Raw genomic sequence first — 24,617 nt, 5'->3', positions numbered from 1 at the left:
ACACCTACACAACAAGATCGCCGGCCTCGATGTCGGCATGCCGTACAGGCGCCCCTTGAGACAGAAGACTCTTTCACACAGAGCATTCAAAGCAGTCTGTCGCAAGGGCATTACTGGTCATCCGTCCGCAGGAGATCCTCCCATGACATTCGATCGTCGCAAGTTCCTGGGTGCCGCACTGGCAACCTCAACCGCTGGACTCGTGATGGGTGCGCCCGCCATCGTGCGCGCGGAATCCAACAAGACCTATCAATGGAAGATGACCAATGCCTATGGCCCGGGCTCGCCCTTCTATGTCGAGGGTCCGGGCAGTCCGACCGACTTCTGCCGCAAGGTGGAGGCCATGTCGGGTGGGCGCATGAAGATCCAGCACTTCGCGGCTGGTGAGCTGATTCCGGCCCTGGAGGGCTTCAATGCCGTCGCCAGTGGCGTGGTGGAGATGAACGCCGGCAATACCTATTTCTGGGCCGGCAAGATTCCCGCCGCCCAGTACTTCACTACCGTGCCCTTCGGCATGAACACCCAGGGCATGAATGCCTGGCTGTATCACGGTGGCGGCCTGGAGCTGTGGCATGAGCTCTACGCCCCCAAGGGGCTGATCGCCTTCCCGATGGGCAATACCGGCGTGCAGATGACCGGCTGGTTCCGCAAGCCGATCAATACGGTCGAGGACTTGAAGGGCCTGAAGATGCGCATCCCGGGGCTGGCCGGCAAGGTCTACGCCGAACTGGGCGTGGCCGTGCGTCTGTTGCCCGGCGGAGAGATCTTCCCGGCGCTGGAACGTGGCGTCATCGATGCCGCCGAGTTCGTCGGCCCCTATCAGGATCGCCGTCTGGGGCTGCAGAAGGCCGCCAAGTACTACTACACCACCGGCTGGCACGAGCCGACCAACGTCACCGAGCTGATGATCAACAAGGCAGCCTGGGAGGGCCTGCCGGAAGACCTGCAGGCCATCGTCAAGGCCGCCGCCCAGGCGTGCAACGTCGAGAGCCAGGCCTGGTGCGAGTCGGTGAATGCCGAGGCGCTCAATGATCTGGTCGATAACGAAGGCGTCACCGCCCAGCCGCTGCCGGACGCGGTGGTAGCGCGTCTCAAGGAAGTCACCGAGAAGACGCTGACCGACATGGCGGCGGCCGATCCGGATACCGCGCGCGTCCACGAGTCCTTCATGGCCTTCCGCGACCAGCACAAGGAATGGGCCGCCGTCAGCGAGAAGACCTTCCTGGCGCTCTGACGCCTGGTGTCTCGGGTCTCGCTTCTCGCGTTCAGACCCGTCGCCCGATGAACTCGCCCTTCGCTGCGCTGCGGGGGCGAACGCAAGGTACAAGCCCCGAGCGCAAACACCTTTTTCCGTTTTCCTGCTTCCCTGTCCAACGCCACGACCTGTCCCGTCGTGGCGTTCATGAGGCCATGCCATGCTGTACGTCATCCATTTTCTCGAGGGCATCATCGAGCGACTGGGCGTCATCGCCCGTTACTCGCTGTTGGCGCTCGTGTTGCTGGTCGCCAGTAACGTGCTGCTGCGTTACTTCTTCAGCATCAGCCCCGTGCCACTCCAGGAATTCGAGTGGCACCTGATTTCTCCCATCGCGCTGCTGGGCATCTCCTACGCCCTCAAGCATCGCGCCGACGTTCGCGTCGATGTCTTCTACGACCGTTTCTCCCTCAAGGGCCGCGCGCTGGTGGACCTGATCGGTGCGCTGATGACCATCGCCATCGGCGCCGCCATCGCCTGGCTGGGCCTGAGCTACACCGAGCAGTCCTGGCAGCTGATGGAAGGCTCGCCCGACCCCGGCGGCCTGCCCTATCGCTATCTGCTCAAGGCCTTCATTCCCCTCGGGTTCGCCGCGCTTGCGCTGCAAGGCGTGGCAGATTGCCTGCGCGCGCTGCTGGTGCTGTCGGGCAAGCCCGTCGACGGTGACCTGGAACGCGAGGTGACGCCATGAGCCCGAACGAGTGGATCGCGCTGGCCATGATCGGCGGCTTCCTGGTCCTGATGCTGATCGGCATTCCGGTCGCGATTTCCCTGGCCGTGGCCGGTTTCGTGGCGGGGCTGGCAGGCTTTGGCCCGTTGCTGTTCAGTCTGATGCCAGCCCGTCTGTATGGCGTGGTCACCAACTACACCCTGCTGGCGATCCCCTTGTTCGTCTTCATGGGGGTCATGCTCGAGAAATCGCGGGTCGCCGAGGACATGCTCGAGACCATCGGGCGCGCCATGGGCGGCGTCAATGGCGGCATGGGCATCGCGATCATCCTGGTCGGCGTGCTGATGGGGGCCTCTACCGGCATCGTCGGCGCGACGGTGGTCACCGTCGGCATGCTGACGCTGCCGACCCTGTTGCGTCGCGGCTACCACCCGGGCGTGGCCTCGGCCACCATCTGCGCCTCCGGCACCCTGGGGCAGATCATTCCGCCGAGTCTAGTGCTGATCCTGCTCTCGGAAATTCTCGGCGAATCCGTCGGCACCCTGTTTGCCGCCGCCTTCGTGCCGGGACTGGCCATCGCCGTCATCTATATCGTCTATCTGCTGGTGCTGGGCTGGTGGAAACCGGACCTCGTCCCGGCCATCCCGGAAGAGGAGCGCGCCGCTGCCGGTGGCCTCAAGGAATTGCTGCGTGATCTGGCGCGTAGCGTGATCCCGCCGCTGATGCTGGTGTTCGCGGTGCTCGGTTCGATCCTGGGCGGCGTGGCCGCTCCCACCGAAGCGGCCTCGATGGGCGCGTTGGGCAGCATGCTGATCGCGCTGCTGGCCCGGCGTCTCGACTTCACCATGCTCAAGGCCTGTCTGCATTCGACCCTGACCATCACCGCCATGGTCTATTTCATCCTGCTGTGCGCGCAGCCCTTCTCGCTGGCCTTCCGCGGCCTTGGCGGCGAGAACATGGTGCACGACCTGTTCAACCTGCTGCCGGGCGGCGAGCTGGGCGCACTGATCTTCCTGATGGTGATACTGTTCGTACTCGGCTTTTTCCTCGAGTGGATCGAGATCAGCTATATCGCACTGCCGATGTTCCTGCCGGTCTTCATCGGCTATGGCACCGACATGGTGTGGCTGGGCGTGCTGGTGGCGATGAATCTGCAGATGTCCTTCCTGACGCCGCCCTTTGGCTGGGCGTTGTTCTTCCTCAAGGGCGTCGCTCCCCCCGAAGTCACCACCCGCCATCTGTATCTCGGTGTGCTGCCCTTCGTGGGCCTGCAGGCTGCGGCAGTCGTGCTGCTGTTCTGCTTCCCGGGGCTCGCTACCTGGCTGCCGGAGGCGATCGGTTGGTAAGCCGGCCAGCCATGTACCGGCGCGACTCGGGACACTTGAGTGGTGATTCAGCGCAAAGGCCATTGGAAAGGTAATTCAGCAACGCGTAATGTCTTGTGGCCTGCCCACCGGCTCGCCTCCCCTGGAGACAGCACACCCGCCAGCACTCCAGGGACATGCATCGACTGCCGATGGCGTTCATCGGCAACCTTCATCAGCAATGAACCACCCCGCGCCATACGGGGACGACAAGGAAACACCATGGAACTGTTCTCAGCCTATCCACTGCACTGGATTCTCGGCCTGATCGCCGCACTGATCGTCACCGGCATGATTGCCGGCGTGATGGCCGGCCTGCTGGGGGTCGGCGGCGGCATCGTCATCGTGCCCGTGCTCTTTCACCTCTTCAGCCTGCTGGGCGTCGATGAAGCGGTGCGCATGCACCAGGCCGTCGGCACTTCACTGGCGACCATCATTCCCACCTCGATCATGTCGGCCAGGGCGCATTACGCCAAGGGCAATCTTGACCCGGCGATTCTCAAGCGCCTGCTGCCGGGCGTGATCATCGGCGTCATCATCGGCGGCCTGCTCTCCAACCTGTTCAGCGGTGCGGTACTGATGGGGCTGTTTGCCACCGTGGCCTTCCTGGTCGCGCTCAACATGTTCCGCCGTCAGTCCACCGTGCTGGGCAGTGGCCTGCCGGGCCCGCTGGGCAGTGGCGCACTGGGCACCTTCATCGGTGGCGTCTCGACGCTGATGGGCATCGGCGGCGGCACCCTGAGCGTGCCGACCCTGAGCACCCTGGGCACCCCGATGCACCTGGCCGTCGGCACGGGCGCGGCGCTGGGTCTGGTCATCAGCCTGCCGGGCACCGCCAGCTTCCTGCTCAATGGCATCGGCGAACCGAACCTGCTGCCGGGCTCCATCGGCTACGTCAATCTGCTCGGCTTCGCCGCCATCGTGCCGGCGACCATGCTGTGTGCTCCGATCGGTGCGAAGCTGGCCCACGCGATGGACGCCGCCAAGCTCAAGAAGGTCTTCGCCATCTTCCTGATGTTCACGGCACTGCGCATGTTCTACGACCTGTTCACCGGTAGCTGAGCCACACTGGACGCTCAATAACAACAACGGAATCCTCAGGAGCAAGACGCCATGATTCATACCCGACGTGGTTTTGGCGGCGCCTGCGCCGCGCCCCATCATCTGGCGGCGCAAGCGGGCCGCGATATCCTGCGCGATGGTGGCAACGCCATCGAGGCAATGGTCGCGATGGCAGCGACCATCGCGGTGGTCTACCCCCACATGAACGGCATCGGCGGTGACGGCTTCTGGCTGATCAAGCGGCCGGGGCTGGCGCCGCTGGCGATCGATGCCTGTGGCCCGGCGGCAGGGCTTGCCAGCCGCGAGTTCTATGCCGAGCACGGCCATGGCTATGCGGCTGACAGTGAGGGGGCTGCTCCTCTGGCCAACGGCAGCAGCATCCCGACCCGCGGACCGCTGTCGGCCTTGACGGTGGCCGGCACCATCGGCGGCTGGCAGGAGGCGCTGGCCTTCTCTGCCGAGACCTCGGCGGATGAGCGCTCGCCCCTGGGGCTTTCGACACTTTTGGGCCATGCCATCCGGCATGCCAATGAGGGCGTGGCCGTCAGCGCCAGCCAGAAGGCACTCAGCGAAAAACACCTGGCCGTGCTCTCGCAGCAGCCCGGCTTCGCTGAGCGCTATCTGGGTCAGAGTGAGTCAGGTGAGCCGATCGCGCTGGAAGAAGGCGCGCGACTGCGTCAGCCGGCGCTGGCCGCAACGCTCTCGCGTCTGGCAGATGCCGGACTCGATGACTTCTATCGTGGTGAACTTGCCACGCGCATGGCACAGGAGCTGGAAGCCGCCGGCAGCCCGCTGCGCCTGGCAGACCTCAACGGCTATCGCGCCCAGCGCGTCACGCCGCTCAAGGTCCGCCTGCGTGACAGTGAGGTATACAACCTGCCCGCCCCGACCCAGGGCCTCGCGACGCTGATGATTCTGGGGCTCTACGATGCATTGAGCGCGACGCATGGCATCAGCGAAGCGGACGCCAACACCCCGCGTCACCTGCATGCGCTGATCGAAGCCACCAAGCGCGCCTTCCTGGTACGCGACAGCCTGATTACCTCGCCGGAATGCATCGAGGGGGCGCTCGAGGATAGCCTCGAAGGCAGCATCGCCACGCAACAGGCACAGCTCTCCCCGGAGGCCCTCGCCCGCCAGGCCGAGATGATCGACATGCAGTCCGCGCTTGGCTGGCCGCACGAGCCCGCCGAGGGCGACACCATTTGGATGGGCGCGACGGACAGTGACGGCACCACCGTCAGCTTCATCCAGAGCGTCTATTGGGAGTTCGGCAGTGGCATGGTGCTGCCCAGCAGCGGCGTGATGTGGCAGAACCGTGGGCTGGCGTTCGATCTGGCGCCGGACAGACTGCGCAGCCTGGCACCGGGCCGCAAGCCCTTCCATACCCTCAATCCATCACTGGCCTGCTTCGATGATGGCCGCGTGATGGCCTTCGGCACCATGGGCGGTGAAGGCCAGCCGCAGACTCAGGCGGCTGTCTTCACGCGCATCGCCCGCCACGGCATGTCATTGCAGGCCGCAGTCAGCGCGCCGCGCTGGCTGCTCGGCCGTACCTGGGGCGATGTCAGCACCAGCCTCAAGCTCGAATCGCGCCTCGCGGGCGAAATGGCTCAGACACTCGCAGCCATGGGCCATGAAGTGGAAGTCCTCGATGAGGCCTTCAGCGACACCCTGGGGCACGCCGGTGCCGTGATGCGCCACCCGGATGGGCAGGTCGAGGCAGCCCACGACCCGCGCAGTGATGGTGGTGCGGCGCTGACGTGATGAAAACCGGCCAGTGTCATGTCACGAACTGGCCGGCTTCTTGCTTGACTCGATGGGGGATGAAGCCTTCCGTCTGACTCCCGCCTCCGCCCATGCTGAGCATCAATCGCCACACAAGATGACAAGGAGAACTGACCTTTTAAATTTAGATATTCCTTATTCATGAATAATGAAAGATTGAGACACGACCTTCTTTTGCCCTCATAACAACGACAGAGCGACTCACCACAATGACAACAGCTGACTTCATGACTCCCCGCCGCCTTGTAGCTGCCATCTCGATCGCCGCCTGTTCTCTGGCCTATGGCATTCAGGCCAACGCCGCGGAACACCCGGGAGTGAAGATCTATGCCACCGGCGGCACGATTGCGGGTAGCTCTGCCTCCTCCACGGACACCACCAACTACAAATCCGGCAGCCTGGGGGTGCAAGCGCTGCTGGACGCCGTACCAGAACTGGCCGATGTCGCCGAGGTGACCGGTGAACAGATCGCCAACACCGGCAGCAGCAATATCGATCAGGAAATCCTGCTCAAGCTGTCGAAGGCGATCAATGAAGAGCTCGCGACGGACGCCACCCACGGCGTGGTCATCACCCACGGTACCGACACGCTGGAGGAGACCGGCTTCTTCCTGGATCTCACCGTCGACAGTGACAAGCCGGTGGTAATGGTCGGCGCCATGCGTCCGGCGACTGCCATCAGCGCCGATGGCCCCTTCAATCTGCTGGAGGCGGTTACCCTGGCAGCCGATGAAGGTGCGGAGGGACGTGGGGCGATGATCGTGCTCAACGACCGCATCGGCTCGGCGTATTACACCACCAAGACCAATGCCATCATGATGGACACCTTCAAGGCGACCGAGCAGGGTTACCTCGGTGCCTTCATCAGCGGCAAGCCGCACTTCTATTACACACCGGCGACACCGACCGACAAGCCTCACTTTGACGTGACATCCCTCGATGGCTTGCCGAAGGTCGATATCATCTACGCCCACCAGGACATGGACCCGGCGCTATTCACCGCCGCCCTCGACAACGGTGCCAAGGGCATCGTGATCGCCGGCAGCGGCAATGGCTCGATTCCGGAGACCGTCAAGCCGCTGGTCAAGCAGGCCATGGCGGATGGCATCCCGGTCGTGCGCAGCACCCGTACCGGCAATGGTATCGTCAGTGCCAAGGAAGAAGGCATCGGCAGTGGCGCCCTCAATCCTCAGAAGGCGCGCATTCTGCTCTCGCTGGCGCTGACGGAGACCGATGACATGGACAAGGTGCGTGGCTACTTCGAGTGAGCCGGCAGTCACATGACGAAACGTGACTGACTATCAATGCAAAAAGGGACTGCTCAGGCAGTCCCTTTTTGCTGCGTCACTCATTTGTCGAGGCGTGGAACGCTATCGCCCCTTCAAGGCGCGTTGCGCTGCGAGGGGCTGCGCGTGAAGGCGACGGGGCGCTTCTCACCGTCTTCGCTCTCGTGATAACGCCTGGCGGCATTCGCCCACCAGGCAAGTTGTTCGAAGGCGCGCTCGAGATAGCCGCCCCATCCCCGGGCATCCTGATTCTCGGCGTAGCCGCCATCTTCATTGAGTACTTCCTGCGCTCGAGGCACGTGAATCATCGCCGAGACCGGCAAGCAGCCCAGCTCCGAGAGGAAGGTGCGCATGTTGACTGCTGCGCGTACCCCGCCCCACTGTCCTGCGGAATAGGTCGCGATCACAGAGGGCTTGTAGGAGTAAAGCGAGCTGCCGAAGTGATTCAGAAGATTGGCCAACGCCGGACTCATGGAATGGTTGTACTCGGGGCTGACCATCACGTACCCATCCGCCGCTTCGATCTGCTGGGCGAGATTGAGCAAGTCCTGGGGGGGCATTGCGCTGCGCATAGGAAAACAGCGGCTTGAAGGGGTCTGCCAGATCGTAATCGAGTGGATCGATCAGCACCGCCTCATGGCCACTTTCCTCGAGCTGTGCGACGCAGCACCTGGCAACCCTTTCCCCAAGACGTGCAGGTGCGGGGGGTGTGCTGGTCCGCACCGACCCCAGAAAGACCAGAATCTTCAGTGCCATTGTTCTCTCCTTGTTGCGAGCCCCATGGCGTGGATTCCTGTGCTCGATATTCGCTCTTGCATTGCATCTTATCCCGAACTCTGAACACCGATGCACTGTGTCGCAAGACACTGCATCAATCTTCATACTGCGCCTGACGCAGATCATGAATTTGCATTCACAGCCGTGCATTCCCCGCCATGAATTTCCAGCCATGAATTTCTTGCCTGGCGGCTTTACCGTCTTCCCCATTCTTTCCTTGATTGCTGCGCCTGCACCCTTCCAATCCCCGCAGGTGCATGACCTGCTGGCATGAACCATATCACCCTCAGCACCTGCAATTGGAGACTGATACCCCTCTGCGAAGGTAGCGTGGCGGAGTCCTTGGCGTTGCGTCAGCAGCCCCTCCATTTTCATGACAATACCGCTCTCGTATCTTGAGGGGGCCAAGGCCTCAAGGCCATCTACAAGTCAGTCCCAGGCAATGCGGTAAAGCGCAGTTTCATCTCTTTTCGCTTCATGTTAGCCGCCCATATCGAGTTTATCGTGACATGCTGACATCATCCGCCACGTCGGTTTCATTTCGTCGGCGCGCTGACAATCATGCTGTCTGGGCCATCTTCGCCACAGCCAACTCTGCGTCATGATGCTGCAACAAACATTCATTAAAACTAATTAAGTGTTAGCTTTGCCATCCTAAAAGCATGAGAAAACTAACCAACCTCATGACACGAGGAGACAGAAAGGGAATGCAAGACAATCAGGACGTTGCCGTCATCCAGCAGTTCACCGCTTCTTTCACGCATCAGACCCATCGAGAGACAGTGTCTTTCTTTGGTCGCAATCATCCGCTCTTCCGCCAGGTGCGCACGCTACGTGAAGACCACCACAGCGCCTCGAAGGCTTACCTACAGAAGCATAGTGATCACGATGATGTGATCGACAGCAACAGCCAGCATATCTGCCTGATGGACACCCAGCACGACACCCTACTGGGCAGCATTCGCGTCACCCCCGGGAGTCTCGAGTCGCGCACGCTCTTCGATGACAGCGATGCGGTGTCCATCCCGGAGGGCGCCATCTATGAGTTCAGCTGGCTGGTGATGGCCCCGGAGGCCAAGCGATTCGCCCATGGCAATCTGCTGATGGCTGCTGCGGCACGTCATGTCAGATCCCGAAAAGGCGATGGCATCCTGGCCTTGTGCAAACGCGCCAACATGAAGATCTTCAAGCGTTTCGGCCTGGCGCCACTGCACGATGCCACGCTCAGGACTGACAAGAACCTGGGAGATCTCTACATGGTGTATGCCAGCATGGAGACCATCATGCGCACGGCGAAACAGCGCTATTCCTCGCCCGAGCAAGCGCCACAGCCAGCGGAACTCTCACCAGACGCCACCTCGCTCTCGCCGGGCCCGAGCCTCGCAAGCCAACCGCTCTGAACCTAGAACGCTCACCAGCACCGCGTCGCCCGCCAGTCTGTGTGCTGACAGCTCGCGTCTGAGCTTGCGCGCATTACCCGGGGCCAAGCCGCCTCCCCCGATTTACCATTCCCTCTTGCAGTCGCTGAGGCTTTGCACCACTATTGAATGATAATGATTATCATAATCATGGCGATTTGCTTAAGAAGACGGTATCCGATCACGGGAGGGCCTCATGGACGAATGGAAGCGTGAAACACAGGCAGGCAATGCGTTGTTCGAACAGGGCGACTACACCATGGCAGAGCAGCACTATCTCAGCGCCTGCCATTTTGCCGACATCTTTCTGATGCCCTGTGCAGACCCGGATGGCGGCGTCGCGGCACTGGTCGTTAGCTACCAGAATCTGGCGGAGCTCTACCGCGCCCAGGACCAACACCCGCAAGCGATGCGCGCCCTGCAGGCTGCCCATGCGCGCCTCTCCCATGCGCTCTCCGCCCCGGGTCTGTGCCATGCCCATCAACAGGCCTTGCTGCGCGGCAGCGGCCAGGTACGCATGGAGATCATGAACACCGTGCAATGGCTCGGCGTTACCACGCGACGGACTCACCAGGCGAACCCCGCGGGACACTCCACGACGCGGGTCCATCACTGACTCTCACCCTCACAGGAGATACGGCATGAAGAAAATCCTCACCGCGAGCGGACTGCTGTTGCTGACCGCCGCCAATACGGCCCTGGCCCACCCGGGACATGACCACAGTGACTGGAGCAGCCCGCTCGTTCACACCCTGTTCTATGGCGCCATCGCAGCCGTCATCGGTACCGCGTTCTTCGTCATTCGTCAGTCGCGTCACAAGCGCCAGAACACTCAGCAAAAGGAGGATTGAGCATGATTCACGCCCTGCTTCGCGGCATTGACCGCCTGGTATCAGTCCCTGCGGCTTCCGCGCACTGTGACATTCCCTGCAAGATCTACGATCCGTCTGCTGCGCAGATCGCCGCACTCAGCGTGATTCGCTTCATGGACCTCATCAATGAGCTGGGCCAGAAGGACAGCCTGACGCTGGCAGACCAGGCCTTGTTGGCGCGCTTGGTGGAGCAGAAGGAAAGCCACGCCGAGAAAGCCAAGCATGAGATTCGCATCATCTGGGGCGATTACATCAAGCAACCGCAGCGTGATGCCTATCCCGACATCGATGCGCTGGTCCACAGCATCATGTTGGCTGGTTCTGCCTGTAAACAAGGCATCGAACGCGACAAGGGCGAGAAGCTGCTGACCCTCATCAATGAATTCGCGGCGGCGTTCTGGGATACCAAGGGTGTCACGACCTTTACCGCAACCTGCCCGTATCCGCCGTCTGAAACTGTCGTCTATCCGAAGCTGGATTGAGGCAACGACATGATGCGCCTAAGAACTGATGAAGAGTGAATTGATCAAGAGTGAACGGATGCCCATCGGACTCTATCGCGTCAATGGACTCAGCATGTCTCCCGGCCTTGCGCCGGGAGATTATGTCGTGACGCTGAAACGCTGGAAATCGCGCTATCGTATCGGCGATATCGTGGTGGCACAGCATCCCCAGTTCGGACGCATCATCAAGCGCATCCGCGCGATACAGCCAGACGGCATGCTCTGGCTGGAAGGCACCCATCCTGACAGTACCTCTACTGACAAGATGGGCTTGATGAGGCGCGAGTGGATCCAGGGGCGGGTAATTCGATCCATTTTTCAAAGCACTATGTGAGACTTTTCACGACACCCTGTGAGACTTGCCCAGCCCGTGTCATGTCTCTGCAGTGGCCCCCCTTCTCTGCCCCACCCTCACACCACCTTCATCAGCCTCAGCGCGTCATGGATCGCCGCATGGGTATTGCGGGTCGCGACGGCGTCGCCGATGCGATAGAGCTGGAAGCTGCCCTCTGCTGCGCGCTCGGTGTGTTCCGGATTCGGGCCGTCCACCGGTTGGGCGAGGCCTGCGATCAGGGCGTCGTAGTCCACTGCCCCGCCATTGCGTGAGTGAGGCTTGAGTTCGAAGTAGAGATCTTCCATCGGGCGGGCGCCGTAGTTGACCACTACCTGATCGACGAGGCGCTGATCCGCGTAGGCACCGGTGCCCTTGCCCTGCGCCACGGCGTCATCCAGATAATCACTGCCGATATGGGCGATCAGCTGGCCATCCTCACTGCGCGTGACGCTGCCGAGGCGATAGGTCGGCGTGAAGGTGACGGCGAGACGTTGCAGGCTGCGCATGTAGGGCACCAGGTTCATGGCCATGATTTCCGGCGCGAAGGTGCGATCTGGCGTCATCATCTCGAGCCTGGCACCGGAGTTGGCGATCATCTCGGCGGCCTGAAGCGCAGCGTGATCTCCCGCGTCATCAAACAGCAGCACGTTGCGGCCAGGCGTGACATGGCCCGAGAGAATGTCCCAGCTGGAGACGACCAGCTCACTGCCGACCTGGGGCATGTCTTCCTCGGGATAGCCACCGGTGGCCACGATGACGACATCGGGTTGCTCCGCCAGCACATCCTCGGCCTCAGCGAAGACGTTGTAGCGCATCTCGACGCCGAGCGCCTCACAGCGACTGATGCGCCAATCGATGATGCCGATCATCTCGCGTCGCCGCTCGCTCTGGGCGGTGAGGCGAATCTGGCCACCCGGCTGGTCCGCCGCTTCCAGCACCACCACCTGATGGCCGCGCTCACCGGCGACGCGTGCGGCCTCCAGCCCTGCCGGGCCCGCGCCGATGATCACGACCTTGCGGGTGATCTCGGCAGGCGTGATGTCATGCGGTTGCTCCAGCTCCCGCCCGGTCGCAGCGTTATGGATGCAGTAGGCGGAGCCGCCCTGATAGATGCGATCGAGACAATAGTTGGCCCCGACACAGGGGCGGATGGTCTCCTCCTGCCCGGCCATCAGCTTGCGCACGATGTGCGGGTCCGCCATGTGGGCGCGTGTCATGCCGACCATGTCGACCTTGCCAGTGGCGATGGCGTGACGCGCGGTGGCGATGTCCTGAATCTTGGCGCCGTGGAAGGTCGGGAAATCCATCGCTTCGCGAATCTGTCCGGCGAAGTCGAGATGCGGCGCACTGGCCATGCCCTGGATCGGGATGACATCGGTGAGGCCCGCATCGGTATCGATATGGCCGCGCACCACATTGAGAAAATCGACCTGACCGCTATCGCGCAGCAGACGCGAGACTTCCAGGCCATCGCTGGCATCAAGCCCGCCACTCAGACACTCATCTCCGGTGTAGCGAACGCCGACGATGAACTCGCTGCCCACCCGTGCGCGAATGGCGCTCAACACTTCCATGGTGAAGCGCAGTCGATTCTCGAGACTGCCGCCGTAGGGGCCCTCCAGGGTATTGGTGAGCGGCGACCAGAACTGGTCCATCAGATGGCCATAGGCCTGCAGCTCGATACCGTCGAGGCCGGCTGCCTGCATGCGCTCGGCGGCGTCGGCGTAGTCCTGGATCAGCCGTGCGATATCCCAGTCCTCGACCCGCTTGGGAAAGGCGCGGTGCGCCGCCTCACGACGATGGGACGCCGAGACCGCCGGCAGCCAGTCGGCCTTGTCCCAACGCGTACGGCGCCCCAGGTGGGTGAGCTGGATCATCACCGCGGTGCCATGCTCGTGACAGGCATCGGTCAGCTCGCTGAGCCACGGCACCACCTCATCGCGATACGCCAGGATGTTGTTGAACACCGGCGGGCTGTCCTTCGCCACCGAGGCAGAGCCCGCCGTCATGGTCAGGGCGATGCCGGCACGCGCACGCTCCTCGTGATAGGCGCGGTAACGCGCCTTGGGCATGCCATCTTCCGGATAGGCAGGCTCGTGGGAGGTCATCATCAAGCGATTCTTGAGGGTCAGATGCTTGAGCGTGAACGGCGTGAGCAGCGGGTCCTGAGCCATGTGGCCTCCTGATGAGCAGACAGCGAGAACAGGGGTGTCTTTATTGCGTGCACCTGTGTACATGTGCTGACTATAGTCCTAGGCTTCAGACCATGCGTCGCCGGACACGCCGTTCTCGCCCGCCTGACGCAGCCAGACTCGTCGCTGTCGCAAACAGCATGCTCATGCTGTCATCGCGCGATCGACCTCACATGAGCCCCACCAACCCCCGCCTTTCAGGAGACCGCCCATGCCAGAGTCCCCAAGCGTCCCCCCGGCAAGTGACGGCGCCCAGGCTGCCGGGCGCGGCAAGGCCGAGGACTGGCTGGAAGCCGCCTATCAGCAGCTGTTGCTGGGCGGCGTGGATTCGGTGCGCGTCCTGACACTGGCCAAGACGCTGGGTCTGTCACGCACCAGCTTCTACTGGAGCTTCAAGGACCGCGACGCCCTGCTCACCGCGCTGCTCGCGCGCTGGGATGCTCACAATACCGCCGGCCTGATCGGGCGCTGCGAGCAATACGCCGCCACGGTGGTGGAAGCCATGCTCAATGTCTTCGACTGCTGGCTGGATGCGTCACTGTTCGATTCACGCTTCGAGCTGGCGATCCGCAACTGGGCCTCTCAGAACGCGGAGGTCGCCGCTGCCGTCGCCCGCGCCGATCAGGCACGCATTCAAGCGCTGACCAGCATGCTGATGCGCTACGGCCAGCCCGAGCAACTCGCCAACGTGCGGGCACGCACCACCTACCTGACCCAGATCGGCTATCTGTCGATGCGCACTCAGGAAAGCGTCAGCGAGCGCATCAGCCGCGTCGCCGAGTATGTCGAGGTCTTCGTCGGCGAGCGCTGCGAGCCTCAGGAGCTGGCACGCTTCGCGGCCCGACACCCAGCCTGAAAGGACAAAGCCCTCACCGACGGCAGTCGGCAAGGGCTTGGCAGAAACATCAACGGCTAGCTGTCACGTTCACTGGCGCTCGATCAAGCTCTTGGCCCAGGGCCGCGCGCTCAGAAGGCTTCCCACTCCTCCTCTTCACGACGCTGGGAGCCGCGCGCGGCGGTTGCCGGCGGCGGGAAGGCAGACTGCTCGCCATCCGCCATCGGCTGAGTGTTCATGTGCGACATGGACTGATGCGACATGGACTGATGCGACATGGACTGATGCGACATGGCGTGTGTTGTCATGGTCTGCCCACCCGCCACCTTGAAGCCTGCCATCAGCTGCTCCAGTGCCTGGGCCTGGGCACTCATGCTGCGCGCCGCACCACTGACCTGATTGACCAGGGTGGTGTTCTGCTGCGTCATCGCATCCAGCTCGCTGACCGCGGTATTCACCTGGCCGACGCCGGCACTCTGTTCACGCGCGCCGGCACTGATCTCGGCGATCATGTCGTTGACGCGCTCGACACTGGAAAGAATCTCGGCCATCGCCTGACTGGCGTCCTTCACCTGCGCCACGCCCTGCTGCGTGTGCGAGATCGACTCGTCAATCAGGCCGCGAATCTCGCGGGATGCATCACTGGAGCGCGTCGCCAGGGTGCGCACTTCCTGCGCGACCACCGCAAAGCCACGCCCATGTTCACCGGCCCGCGCCGCTTCCACCGAGGCATTCAGCGCCAGGATGTTGGTCTGGAAGGCGATGCCATCGATCAGACTGATGATCTCGCTGATGCGCTCGGCGGAACGATTGATGTCTTCCATGCTCGCCTGCGCCTTGCGCATGTCGTCATTGCCGCGGCGGGCCTGCTCGGAGGTCGAATTGACCAGCTGGCTGGCCTGCTGGGCGGAATCGGCACTGTGCTGCACGGTGGTGGTGATCTCCTCCATCGAGGCCGAGGTTTCCTGCAGGCTGGAGGCGGACTGCTCGGTGCGCGCCGAAAGCTCCTCGTTGCCCTGGGCAATCTCGCCGGCGGCCTGATTGACGGCGCCCGTGGTGCCCCGCACCTGACCGACCACTCGACTCAGATCCTCTCCGACGCTGTTCATGGCCGCGGTCAGCTTGCCGATCTCATCCTGACGCTGACTGGTGATGCGCTGGGACAGATCGCCCCGCGCCAATGCCTGAGCCAGTGATACCAGCGCATCCAGCGGACGACTGATCAAGCGACGTTCCAACCAGTACAGCAGGCCCGCCACCGCCATTGCCAACAGCAACGACAGGCCGAGCACCAGGTTGCGCAGATGGATGATATCGGCGGTGATGGCCTGCTTGTCGACCGTGGTCGCCACTACCCAGTCCCACGCCGGGTATTGTTCGAAGCGCGTGACCTTGGTGCCCGTCTCTCCGGGCAGGCGATATTCCATCTGGCCCTGGGGCTGATCGAGCAACTTCGCGAAGATCTGACGCCCCTGGTCGTCACGGACATCAAGCAATGAAGTCCCCTGCCACTGGTCGCCAGCCAGTACCCGGCCAGGGCTCGCGGCGGCAGTGCTTGCCAGCAGACTGAAATCTCCCTCATGCCATTTCACGTTGGTGATCGTGGTGTAGAGCTCCTGGATCTGAGCGCCGATATCCACCCCGATGAAGGAGGCACCCACGATGTTTCCCGCCTCGTCCTCGATGGGCTGATAACGCGTCATGTAATGCTTGTCTGCCAGATTCAGCAAGCCGCTGTAGGACTGACCATTGCGCAGCGCAGCCAGTACCTTGCCCTCCAGAGCGAAGCCGAGCATCCGTGAACCATCGGTATTCTGCAACGAGGTGGAAATGCCGACGAAGTCATCGCCATCGCGCACGAACAGACTGACAGGGGCGCCGGTCCTCTGGGTGAAGTTGTCCAGATACAGCGGCTGGCTGTTCTGCATGATGCCGGCATTGCGCAGCACCGGTACCAGACGCTCACCAGCTTTCAGTCTGCGACTGTCATCGAGACTGAAACTGTCGGGAATCGTGGCCAGGAATGCGCTCAGCATGCGTGTGACACTCGCCTGCATCGAGGTATCGAACAAGCTGAGCATCTGGGTGACCTGACGCTGTTGCTGCTTGAGGGCAATCTCCATGTCTCCTTCAACCTGGCGTGCGCTGGCGCTCGAGAACACCAGTCCCAGCGTCAGAAACGCTGCCATCATGAGGATCAGGATCAATAGCGCCAACTTGCTGCCGACGCTGGCATGCGCCAGACGCTGTCTGAGTGAAGTCATACCGCGGGTACCCGGTGTGGTGGAAGTTCACCGACTATCGACCAACGTTGACTTAACTGAAGGGCCAGAAAAAAGAATTCATCTTTTTCAGCAGACAGCAAAAAACACCACCAACCGTCATCAAGATGACATGTTTATATGGTGCTGATATCAGTGGCGGGCGTTGGCCACATGAGCGTTGATCACATGAACGTGGGTCACATGAGCCCTGGCCACGAAAAAGCCCTCACCGACGACAGTCGGCAAGGGCTTGGCAGAAACGTCAACGGCTAGCTGTGTTCAATGGCGCTCGATCAAGCTCTTGGCTCAGGGCCGCGCGCTCAGAAGGCTTCCCACTCCTCCTCTTCGCGACGCTGGGATCCGCGTGCGGCGGTTGCCGGCGGCGGGAAGGCAGACTGCTCGCCATCCGCCATCGGCTGAGTGTTCATGTGCGACATGGACTGATGCGACACGGATTGGCGCGCCATGGACGGATTTGCCATGTCTTGAGTGCCTGCCACCTTGAAGCCTGCCATCAGCTGCTCCAGTGCCTGGGCCTGAGCACTCATGCTGCGCGCCGCGCCACTGACCTGATTGACCAGGGTGGTGTTCTGCTGCGTCATCGCATCCAGCTCGCTGACCGCGGTATTCACCTGGCCGACGCCAGCACTCTGTTCACGTGCGCCAGCACTGATCTCGGCGATCATGTCGTTGACGCGCTCGACACTGGAAAGAATCTCGGCCATCGCCTGACTGGCATCCTTCACCTGCGCCACGCCCTGCTGAGTGTGCGAGATCGACTCGTCGATCAGGCCGCGAATCTCGCGGGATGCATCACTCGAGCGCGTCGCCAGGGTGCGCACTTCCTGCGCGACCACCGCGAAGCCACGCCCATGCTCACCGGCCCGCGCCGCTTCCACCGAGGCATTCAGCGCCAGGATGTTGGTCTGGAAGGCGATGCCATCGATCAGGCTGATGATCTCGCTGATGCGCTCGGCAGAGCGGTTGATATCTTCCATGCTCGCCTGCGCCTTGCGCATGTCATCATTGCCGCGGCGCGCCTGCTCGGAGGTCGAATTGACCAGCTGGCTGGCCTGCTGGGCAGAGTCAGCACTGTGCTGCACGGTGGTGGTGATCTCCTCCATCGAGGCCGAGGTTTCCTGCAGGCTGGAGGCGGACTGCTCGGTGCGTGCTGAAAGCTCCTCGTTGCCCTGGGCAATCTCGCCGGCGGCCTGATTGACGGCGCCCGTGGTGCCCCGCACCTGACCCACCACTCGACTCAGGTCCTCGCCGACACTGTTCATGGCCGCGGTCAGCTTGCCGATCTCATCCTGACGCTGACTGGTGATGCGTTGAGACAGATCGCCCCGCGCCAATGCCTGAGCCAGTGACACCAGCGCATCCAGCGGACGACTGATCAGACGACGCTCGAGGAAGTAGAGGATGCCGGCCACGGCCAGCGCCAACAGCAGTGCCAGCCCGAAGACCTGATTGCGGACCTGCGTGATGCCCGCCGTCACTTCCTGCTTGTCGATCGTGGTCGCCACCACCCAGTCCCAGGCCGGATAGTGCTGGAAGCTGGTGATACGGTCACTGTCTTCGCCCGCCAGGCGGTAATCGATCTGACCGCTGTGGGCGGCGAAGAGCGGCGCGAAGGCCGGCTCGCCCTGCGCATTCTTGAAGTCCATCAGCGAGCGGCCCTGCCACTGCCCCGTCGTCAGCACCTTGCCCTGCTGGCCCGGCGCCGTGCTCGCCACCAGACTGAAGTCCTTCTCATGCAACTGGATATTGGTGATGGTGGCATACAGCTCATCGATCTGCTCGCCGACATCCACCCCGATGAACGAGGCCCCGATGAGGTTGTCATTGAAGTCGGTGATCGGGCGATAGCGCGTCATGTAGTGACGGCCCGCTAGATAGAGCATGCCGGTATAGGGCTGGCCGGCATTCAGCGCATCCTTGACCCCACCACTCAGCGTCAGCCCGAGCAGGCTTGAGCCATCTTCGGTCTTGAGGGTGGTGGCAATGCGCACGAAATCCTCACCATCGCGCACGAAGAAGCTGACCGGCGCACCGGTGCGATTGGCGAAATCGGCCAGATAACCGGATTGATTGTTGAGCATGAAGCCGGCATTGAGCAGCGCCGGCGCATCGCGCTCGCCGATCGGCAGACGTCGGTCTTCGATCAGCGTGAAGTTGTCAGGAATGGTCGCCAGGAAGGCATTGAGCATGCGCGTCACGCTGGACTGCATGGTCGTGTCGAACAGCTCGATGGTGTTGGTGATCTGTTGCTGCTGCTGAGCGAGAGCGCGTTCGCTGCCCTCTTCTACCTGCATCTTGCTGGCCGTCGAGAACACCAGGCCCAGCGCCGTGAAGGCCGCCATCATCAACAGCAATACCAGCAAGGCGAGCTTGCTGCCGACACTGGCGCGGGCCAGACGCTTTTTTATTGTCATCACTACGCGATACCCCGATCGATCCATGAGAGAAGTATCACGTCTATCGGCCACCGGACTCAGAACTGTAGCGTCGCTGCTGACGAGTGGGTGCTGACGAGTTCTGACGACTGGGCTCAGACCAGCGGCGCCCTTGGAGCGCCGCTGGTCAGTACGCTCTCATTCATGACTCTCTCAGCCATCGCCCCTCAGCGTGTCGCCTGCCACCAGTCATCCAGCAGCTGGCGTTCGGCATCGGTCATCTGGGTCATGTTGGCCAGCGGCATGCTCTTGTCGACCACCGTGCGCTGATGGATACGCATGGCCTGACGCTGGATATCATCCCAGCCGTTGAAGGCCACGCCGGCTGCCGGAGCCGTCAAGCCGATCAAGTTCGGCGTATCACTGTGACAGCCGGCGCAGCGTTGCTCGACGATATGACTGACCTTGTCTCGCAATGCCTGATTCTCCCCCGGGGCCTCATTGTCAGCGGCGCTGCTGGCCGCAATGGACGCTGAAGGCGCGCTTGTCTCGACAGTCGCGGGCGCCGTCTGTGAGCGCGGCGCGCAGAGCAGGATCACGCCGATCAGCGCCAACACTGCCCCCGCGGGCACCCACAGGCGCTTGACGCCCTTGTGGTGATCCACCGTGGCGATACGGATCAGACCGCCCGTCACCAGCAACAGCAGAATGACGCCCAGGCGATAGTCATTGGCATACAGCAGCGGGTAGTGGTTGCTGATCATCATCAGCACCGCAGGCAGCGTGATGAAGGTGTTGTGCACCGAGCGCTGCTTTGCGCGCTGGCCGTGGATCGGGTCCGGCGTTTCCCCACGCTGCGCAGCAGCCAGCAGGGCCTTCTGACCCGGGATGATCACATTGAAGACGTTGCCCGCCATGATGCTGCCCATCAGCGCGCCCATCAGCAGGAAGGCGGCACGCCCCGAGAACAGTTCGGTCGCGACCCACGCCGCCAGCGTCAGCCACACACCGACGGCGACGAACAGCGCCCCGGCATGGCGTTTGAAGGGGCTGCGACACAGCGCCTCGTAGCCCAGCCAGCCGCCGACGAGCACGCCCAGAGCGCTGCACACGGCCAGGGTGCCGCTCATCTCGAACACGCGCGGGTCGATCAGGTAGGCGTGAGGCTGCAGCAGGTAGATCAGCGTGAAAAGCCCCATCCCGGACAACCAGGTGACATAGGCCTCCCACTTGAACCAGTGGATCTCGCTGGGCAGCGTTTCACTGACCCCATCGTGTCGAAACAGATGATAGAGACCACCACCATGCACCGCCCACAGCTCGCCGCCGGGGCGGCCATCTACCGCATGAGTGGCCGGCTTTCGCCGATTGTCGAGCCAGATGAAGAAGAACGATGCGCCGATCCAGGCGATCCCCGCCATGACATGCAGCCAGCGGGTCAGCAGCATCGCCCAATCGAGAAGATATGCGCTCATGCCGGCTCCTTAGCTGCCGCGGTAGACACTGTAGGCCCACGGAGTGACCAGCAGCGGAATGTGATAATGGCCACTGGCCTCGAGGGTGAATTCGACCGGTACGCGGCCGAGCATGCCCTTGCCCACCGCGCGACTGGCAAAGTAATCCCCGACCTGAAACGTCAGACGATAGACGCCGGAGAGATTAGCGGAAGCGTCGGTTTCCTCAAGCAGCGGCGCATCGAGACGCCCATCGGCATTGGTCGTGACCTGCGCTAACTCGTGAAAGTGACCCTGCGCATCCTGGCGCTCCAGGGTGATATGCACACCGCTGGCAGCGATGCCTTCGGCCTGATTGAGCACATGCGTCGTCAGTCTGGGCATGGCGATTTCCTGTTCTTGTGTGAATGTGGCGGGAACGGCTGGGCTCTGTACGGCGAGGGCCTGTACGTATCGACCCCGTAGCAATGCAAGCTGTACGAATGAAGACAGTGTTTCGGTTTTCTGGCTTGTCCTGCTCTGGCCTGCCGTCAGCGGTTGGTGGTATTGCACCCGATGAGTGCATTGCTGCATTCTGACCGATCGGTCAAGGTGCAGGCCGTATCGCCCCATGACAGACGCCGGTAGGCGCCGTCAGGCAAGCCGGTGGCGATACAGCCTTGTCGTCCAACGCTGGCATGGCGATGCAGCGTGTGACACAGCGTTGGTCAGACGCGTTGCCAGCGACGGCATGCGCCTTGCAAGCTGATGATTCCGTGAGCTTTTCAAACCTAACCCCCTCTCTGGAGCAAGGCGCATGCCAATCGAGACCCCGATGCACTATCTGGTGATGCTGGACACGCTCAACGCCCTGCCACCCGAGGCGCTGGCACGACGCTTGAGTGGTCTCTATGAGCACTCGGACTGGGTGGTGGAACGCGCCGCGGCAGAGCGTCCGTTCGCGAGCATGGAAGTCCTGCTGACGGCGTGTGCCAATGCGGTACGCCAGGCCAGTGATGTCGAGCGCCACCAATTGATTCTGGCCCATCCTGAGCTGGCTGCCGGCAAGCTGGAGACCCTGACGCCCGCCTCGCAGGGCGAGCAGCGTGGCGCAGGGCTTGATCAGCTCGATGACGCCACCCGTGAACGTTTCCTGACGGCCAATGCCGACTACCAGGCGCGCCACGGCATCCCGTTCATCATCTGCGTCAAGGGCCACAGCGCCAGCAGCATTCTCGAGGAACTGGAGCGCCGTCTGCCGCAATCCACCGAGGCGGAGTACCAGGAGGCTCTGGCCCAGATAAATGCGATCGCCGCAGTGCGCCTGCCGGGGCTGCTCGAGGCCAGTTAGCGACCAACGCCCCTGCGGCCGCCAATGGGTGCTGTCTTACGCGTGCTGTCCTACACGTACCTGGCGGCCACGGCCTCGATACTGGCGATCAGTGCCGCCAGGGCCTTGGCGACATCGTCTTCGGTCACCGCCTCCAGCGGGTGGTGGCTGATACCGCGCTCACAGCGCAGGAACAGCATGCCCACCGGACACAGATGACTGACCGCCATGGCGTCATGCCCGGCACCACTCGGCAGCCGGAATGGCACCTGACCAGTGGCGGCGATACCGGCATCGACGGCCTGCATCAAACCCTCGTCACAGGCCACGGCATCGGCCGCATGCGTCTGCTCGCAGTGGAAGGTGAGGCCCCGTCGCGCTGCGATTCGATGTGCCTCATTCAAGAGTTCATCCAGCGCACGATCCCGCTGCGCATCGTCCAGCGCGCGGATATCCAGACTCAGTGCCGCACCCCCGGGGATGACATTCACCGCCCCGGGACGCAGCTCGCAACAGCCCACGGTCGCGACCAGCGAGTGGTCCGCCATGTCAGCGCGCTTGCCCGCCTGGACATCACGCGCCAGCGATTCCACCGCCAGTGTCCACTCTGCCGCCGCACACAGCGCATCCTGACGCAGCGCCATCGGCGTGGTGCCGGCATGTCCCGCCTGGCCGACGAAGTTGACCGCGAAGCGTCGCGCACCGGCGATACCGGTCACGGTGCCCAGCGCCAGCTTCTCGGCTTCCAGCACCGGGCCCTGCTCGATGTGCACTTCCAGATAGCCCAGCGGCGGATTCGCCTGCAGGCTAGCCCTGGCGGCCGTCTGCCCGGAAAGCCCGAAGCGTTCGAGCGCGTCGCCAAGCGGGATGCCGTCCTCATCCTCTACCCGCTCCCAGTCCGACTGCCAGCGTCCGGCGATGGCATGGCTGCCGAGCAGGGTCGCACCGAAGCGGGTGCCCTCTTCATCGCCGAAACCGACGACTTCCAGCGCGAAGGGCAAGCTCTGCTCGCCGGCATCGGCGCGCTGCCTGAAGTGCGTCAAGGCAGCCACCCCGAGCAGGACACCAAGAATGCCGTCATAACGGCCGGCGTCCGGCACGCTGTCCAGATGCGAGCCGATCACCAGTCGCGGCACGCCGGCTTCGCTGTCAGCGGCAGCGGTGAGAGCGGGTGGACACCAGCGGCCCCAGAGATTGCCGGCGCCATCCTGCCAGCTGCGCAGACCGGCAGCCTTGAGCCAGCCAGCCGTGGTGGCGTTGGCGGCGGCGTGTTCCGGCGTCAGATAGCGGCGGTCGATCCCGCTGTCGCTGCGTGAGATCGCCCCCAGGGTGTCGCAGGCGGCCAGCACATCGGCGGCCGTTTCCAGCGGCGCGATGGCGTCCGAGGGTATGGATCCGGCATCGCTCATGACTGGCCTCCCGTGCTGGGGTTGGCACGGCCATTGGCCGCCTGACCCTGATGCTCCTGATAGAAGTCCAGCGCGGCACCGACGCCACCGCCGGCCACTGTCTTGACGCCACCCCGGCGCAGAGTCTGCTCCAGCGCCGCCAGGGTGGTCAGCACGGTATCGCGACGCGCGTTGTAGCCCATCACGCCGAGACGCCAGACCTTGCCGTGCAGCGGGCCGAAGCTGGTGCCGATCTCGATGCCGAAGTCCTCCAGCATGCTGCGGCGCAGGCCATCGCCATCCAGACCGTCGGGAATCATCACCGCGCTGACGTTGTTCATGCGGTGGGTCTGGTCGCCGAACAGCGCAAGTCCCAGCCCCTTCAAGCCTTCGACCATCGCCTGACCATGCAGCGCGTGGCGCGCGATGGCGTTGTCCATGCCCTCATTGACCAGCAGGCGCGCACACTCGCGTGCGCCATACAGCATGCTGGTGGCTTCGGTGTGGTGGTTGAGACGCAGCTCTCCCCAGTAATCGAGCACCATGGAGAGATCGAAATAGTTGGAGCGGATGCGCGCGCCCGGCTCGGCCAGACGATCACTGCCGCTGCTGATGCCCGCCTCGACATGACGCCGGGCATGCACCACCTCCACCGCACGCGGCGACAGCGTCAACGGCGAGCTGCCTGACGGCCCCGCCAGACACTTCTGCAAGCCGGCGGTGACGGCGTCCAGCCCCCACTCATCGGTCTTGAGCGGATTGCCCGCCAATGACGCCGTGGCATCGCTGTAGAACAGCACGCCTTCGCGGCGACAGATGGCGCCGATGTCTTCCAGCGGCTGGCACATGGTGGTCGAGGTATCACCCTGCACCAGTGCCAGCACGCTGGGCTTGACCTCGCGAATGGCGGCTTCGATCTGCTCCGGGCGGAACACCTGGCCCCACTCGCATTCCAGCGTATGCACCTCGGCACCGCAGCGCTCGGCGATCTCGCGCAGCAGATGACCGAAACGGCCGAAGATCGGCACCAGCACACGCTCCCCCGGCTGGATCAGCGAGACCAGCACCGCCTCGATACCGGCACGCGAGGTGCCATCGATCAACAGGGTGGCATCATTGGTGGTCTCGAAGACGCCGCGATAGAGCTGCATCGTCTCGTTCATGTAGTGCGTCATCGCCGGGTCGTACTGGCCGATCAAGGGAGCGGAAAGCGCTCGCAATACACGCGGGTCCGCATTGATCGGACCGGGGCCCATCAGCAGGCGCTGGGGAGGATGAATCTGGTCAAAGGTCGGGCTCACGGTCGCTCCTCGTGCAGCAGGGCATGGAATGCGGGAAGACTCGCCAACTCGCCGAGCCTCATGACCAGACTACTGCAACAAGTGCGCCAGAATTTAAGAAATGAAACAAATGTTGAATTGCTGGTGTGTTCGACGGGCGCCACCGCCCT

Annotated in this window: 21 protein-coding genes; 13 read left to right on the top strand and 8 right to left on the bottom strand. The window is 62.9% G+C overall.

Translation table 11 applies throughout. From position 1 onward, the window contains the following. The first annotated feature begins 142 nt into the window (after positions 1 to 142). The 6 genes from LCW13_RS08380 to LCW13_RS08355 all read left to right on the top strand — a co-directional run bounded on the left by LCW13_RS08380 (position 143) and on the right by LCW13_RS08355 (position 7,407). Positions 143 to 1,234, top strand: a complete 1,092-nt coding sequence (locus tag LCW13_RS08380; RefSeq protein WP_225348049.1) for a TRAP transporter substrate-binding protein — start codon at positions 143 to 145, stop codon at positions 1,232 to 1,234. A 181-nt stretch (positions 1,235 to 1,415) separates the two neighbouring features. Beyond that, positions 1,416 to 1,946 carry a TRAP transporter small permease subunit gene (locus LCW13_RS08375; protein WP_054556072.1) on the top strand — a complete coding sequence of 177 codons (531 nt, stop codon included), beginning with the start codon at positions 1,416 to 1,418 and terminating at the stop codon, positions 1,944 to 1,946. Beyond that, complete coding sequence (locus LCW13_RS08370; protein WP_225348048.1) at positions 1,943 to 3,271, top strand: TRAP transporter large permease; 1,329 nt, start codon at positions 1,943 to 1,945, stop codon at positions 3,269 to 3,271. Before LCW13_RS08375 ends, LCW13_RS08370 begins: the two co-directional genes overlap by 4 nt. A gap of 240 nt (positions 3,272 to 3,511) precedes the next feature. Next, positions 3,512 to 4,351 carry a sulfite exporter TauE/SafE family protein gene (locus tag LCW13_RS08365; protein ID WP_043332700.1) on the top strand — a complete coding sequence of 280 codons (840 nt, stop codon included), beginning with the start codon at positions 3,512 to 3,514 and terminating at the stop codon, positions 4,349 to 4,351. A 51-nt stretch (positions 4,352 to 4,402) separates the two neighbouring features. Then, positions 4,403 to 6,118, top strand: coding sequence for a gamma-glutamyltransferase family protein (locus tag LCW13_RS08360; RefSeq protein WP_225348047.1), 1,716 nt, complete (start codon positions 4,403 to 4,405; stop codon positions 6,116 to 6,118). A gap of 248 nt (positions 6,119 to 6,366) precedes the next feature. Next, the gene (locus tag LCW13_RS08355) at positions 6,367 to 7,407 is read left to right on the top strand and encodes a type II asparaginase (RefSeq protein WP_225348046.1); all 1,041 of its coding nucleotides are present in this window, start codon (positions 6,367 to 6,369) and stop codon (positions 7,405 to 7,407) included. Between the two features lie 113 nt (positions 7,408 to 7,520). On the opposite strand, the gene LCW13_RS08350 is transcribed toward LCW13_RS08355, so the two are convergent. Further along, positions 7,521 to 7,985 (bottom strand): NADPH-dependent FMN reductase, encoded by a 465-nt coding sequence (locus tag LCW13_RS08350; RefSeq protein ID WP_225348045.1) that lies wholly within the window; start codon positions 7,983 to 7,985, stop codon positions 7,521 to 7,523. A gap of 924 nt (positions 7,986 to 8,909) precedes the next feature. Here LCW13_RS08350 and LCW13_RS08345 point away from each other — a divergent pair. From LCW13_RS08345 to sodX, 5 genes are all read left to right on the top strand, one after another. Next, positions 8,910 to 9,602: a hypothetical protein gene (locus LCW13_RS08345; RefSeq protein WP_225348044.1), complete on the top strand. Its 693-nt coding sequence runs from the start codon at positions 8,910 to 8,912 to the stop codon at positions 9,600 to 9,602. Positions 9,603 to 9,816: 214 nt separating this feature from the next. Next, complete coding sequence (locus LCW13_RS08340; protein WP_225348043.1) at positions 9,817 to 10,236, top strand: hypothetical protein; 420 nt, start codon at positions 9,817 to 9,819, stop codon at positions 10,234 to 10,236. 25 nt (positions 10,237 to 10,261) lie between these two features. After that, entirely contained in the window at positions 10,262 to 10,471 is a 210-nt protein-coding gene (locus tag LCW13_RS08335; protein WP_192838218.1) for a hypothetical protein, read from the top strand. Positions 10,472 to 10,473: 2 nt separating this feature from the next. Further along, positions 10,474 to 10,974 (top strand): superoxide dismutase, Ni, encoded by a 501-nt coding sequence (gene sodN / locus LCW13_RS08330; protein ID WP_225348042.1) that lies wholly within the window; start codon positions 10,474 to 10,476, stop codon positions 10,972 to 10,974. A gap of 58 nt (positions 10,975 to 11,032) precedes the next feature. Continuing rightward, complete coding sequence (sodX, locus tag LCW13_RS08325) at positions 11,033 to 11,329, top strand: nickel-type superoxide dismutase maturation protease (RefSeq protein ID WP_225348041.1); 297 nt, start codon at positions 11,033 to 11,035, stop codon at positions 11,327 to 11,329. Positions 11,330 to 11,406: 77 nt separating this feature from the next. Here sodX and LCW13_RS08320 read toward each other — a convergent pair whose 3' ends face one another. Further along, the gene (locus tag LCW13_RS08320) at positions 11,407 to 13,503 is read right to left on the bottom strand and encodes an NADH:flavin oxidoreductase (RefSeq protein WP_225348040.1); all 2,097 of its coding nucleotides are present in this window, start codon (positions 13,501 to 13,503) and stop codon (positions 11,407 to 11,409) included. Positions 13,504 to 13,732: 229 nt separating this feature from the next. Here LCW13_RS08320 and LCW13_RS08315 point away from each other — a divergent pair, with 229 nt between their 5' ends. Then, complete coding sequence (locus tag LCW13_RS08315; protein ID WP_153635693.1) at positions 13,733 to 14,377, top strand: TetR/AcrR family transcriptional regulator; 645 nt, start codon at positions 13,733 to 13,735, stop codon at positions 14,375 to 14,377. 110 nt (positions 14,378 to 14,487) lie between these two features. Here the strand turns inward: LCW13_RS08315 and LCW13_RS08310 are convergent, their stop codons facing one another. The 4 genes from LCW13_RS08310 to uraH all read right to left on the bottom strand — a co-directional run bounded on the left by LCW13_RS08310 (position 14,488) and on the right by uraH (position 20,854). Then, positions 14,488 to 16,620 (bottom strand): methyl-accepting chemotaxis protein, encoded by a 2,133-nt coding sequence (locus tag LCW13_RS08310; RefSeq protein WP_225348039.1) that lies wholly within the window; start codon positions 16,618 to 16,620, stop codon positions 14,488 to 14,490. A gap of 320 nt (positions 16,621 to 16,940) precedes the next feature. Continuing rightward, on the bottom strand, positions 16,941 to 19,055 hold the full coding sequence (locus LCW13_RS08305) for a methyl-accepting chemotaxis protein (RefSeq protein WP_225348127.1): 2,115 nt from the start codon (positions 19,053 to 19,055) through the stop codon (positions 16,941 to 16,943). 188 nt (positions 19,056 to 19,243) lie between these two features. Continuing rightward, the gene (locus LCW13_RS08300) at positions 19,244 to 20,491 is read right to left on the bottom strand and encodes a urate hydroxylase PuuD (protein ID WP_225348038.1); all 1,248 of its coding nucleotides are present in this window, start codon (positions 20,489 to 20,491) and stop codon (positions 19,244 to 19,246) included. 9 nt (positions 20,492 to 20,500) lie between these two features. Further along, on the bottom strand, positions 20,501 to 20,854 hold the full coding sequence (gene uraH, locus LCW13_RS08295) for a hydroxyisourate hydrolase (RefSeq protein WP_225348037.1): 354 nt from the start codon (positions 20,852 to 20,854) through the stop codon (positions 20,501 to 20,503). A 412-nt stretch (positions 20,855 to 21,266) separates the two neighbouring features. On the opposite strand from uraH, the gene uraD reads away from it, so the two are divergent. Beyond that, positions 21,267 to 21,800, top strand: coding sequence for a 2-oxo-4-hydroxy-4-carboxy-5-ureidoimidazoline decarboxylase (gene uraD / locus LCW13_RS08290; RefSeq protein WP_215824352.1), 534 nt, complete (start codon positions 21,267 to 21,269; stop codon positions 21,798 to 21,800). Between the two features lie 50 nt (positions 21,801 to 21,850). Here the strand turns inward: uraD and LCW13_RS08285 are convergent, their stop codons facing one another. Continuing rightward, positions 21,851 to 23,188, bottom strand: coding sequence for an allantoate amidohydrolase (locus LCW13_RS08285; RefSeq protein ID WP_225348036.1), 1,338 nt, complete (start codon positions 23,186 to 23,188; stop codon positions 21,851 to 21,853). Then, positions 23,185 to 24,468, bottom strand: coding sequence for a pyridoxal-phosphate-dependent aminotransferase family protein (locus LCW13_RS08280; RefSeq protein WP_225348035.1), 1,284 nt, complete (start codon positions 24,466 to 24,468; stop codon positions 23,185 to 23,187). Before LCW13_RS08280 ends, LCW13_RS08285 begins: the two co-directional genes overlap by 4 nt. Positions 24,469 to 24,617: the final 149 nt, after the last annotated feature.

The organism is Cobetia amphilecti (assembly GCF_020217465.1).
Classification (GTDB): Bacteria; Pseudomonadota; Gammaproteobacteria; order Pseudomonadales; family Halomonadaceae; genus Cobetia; species Cobetia amphilecti.
Note: the sequence above shows the minus strand (reverse complement) of the source record. Positions and strands in the feature narration are given on the sequence as shown.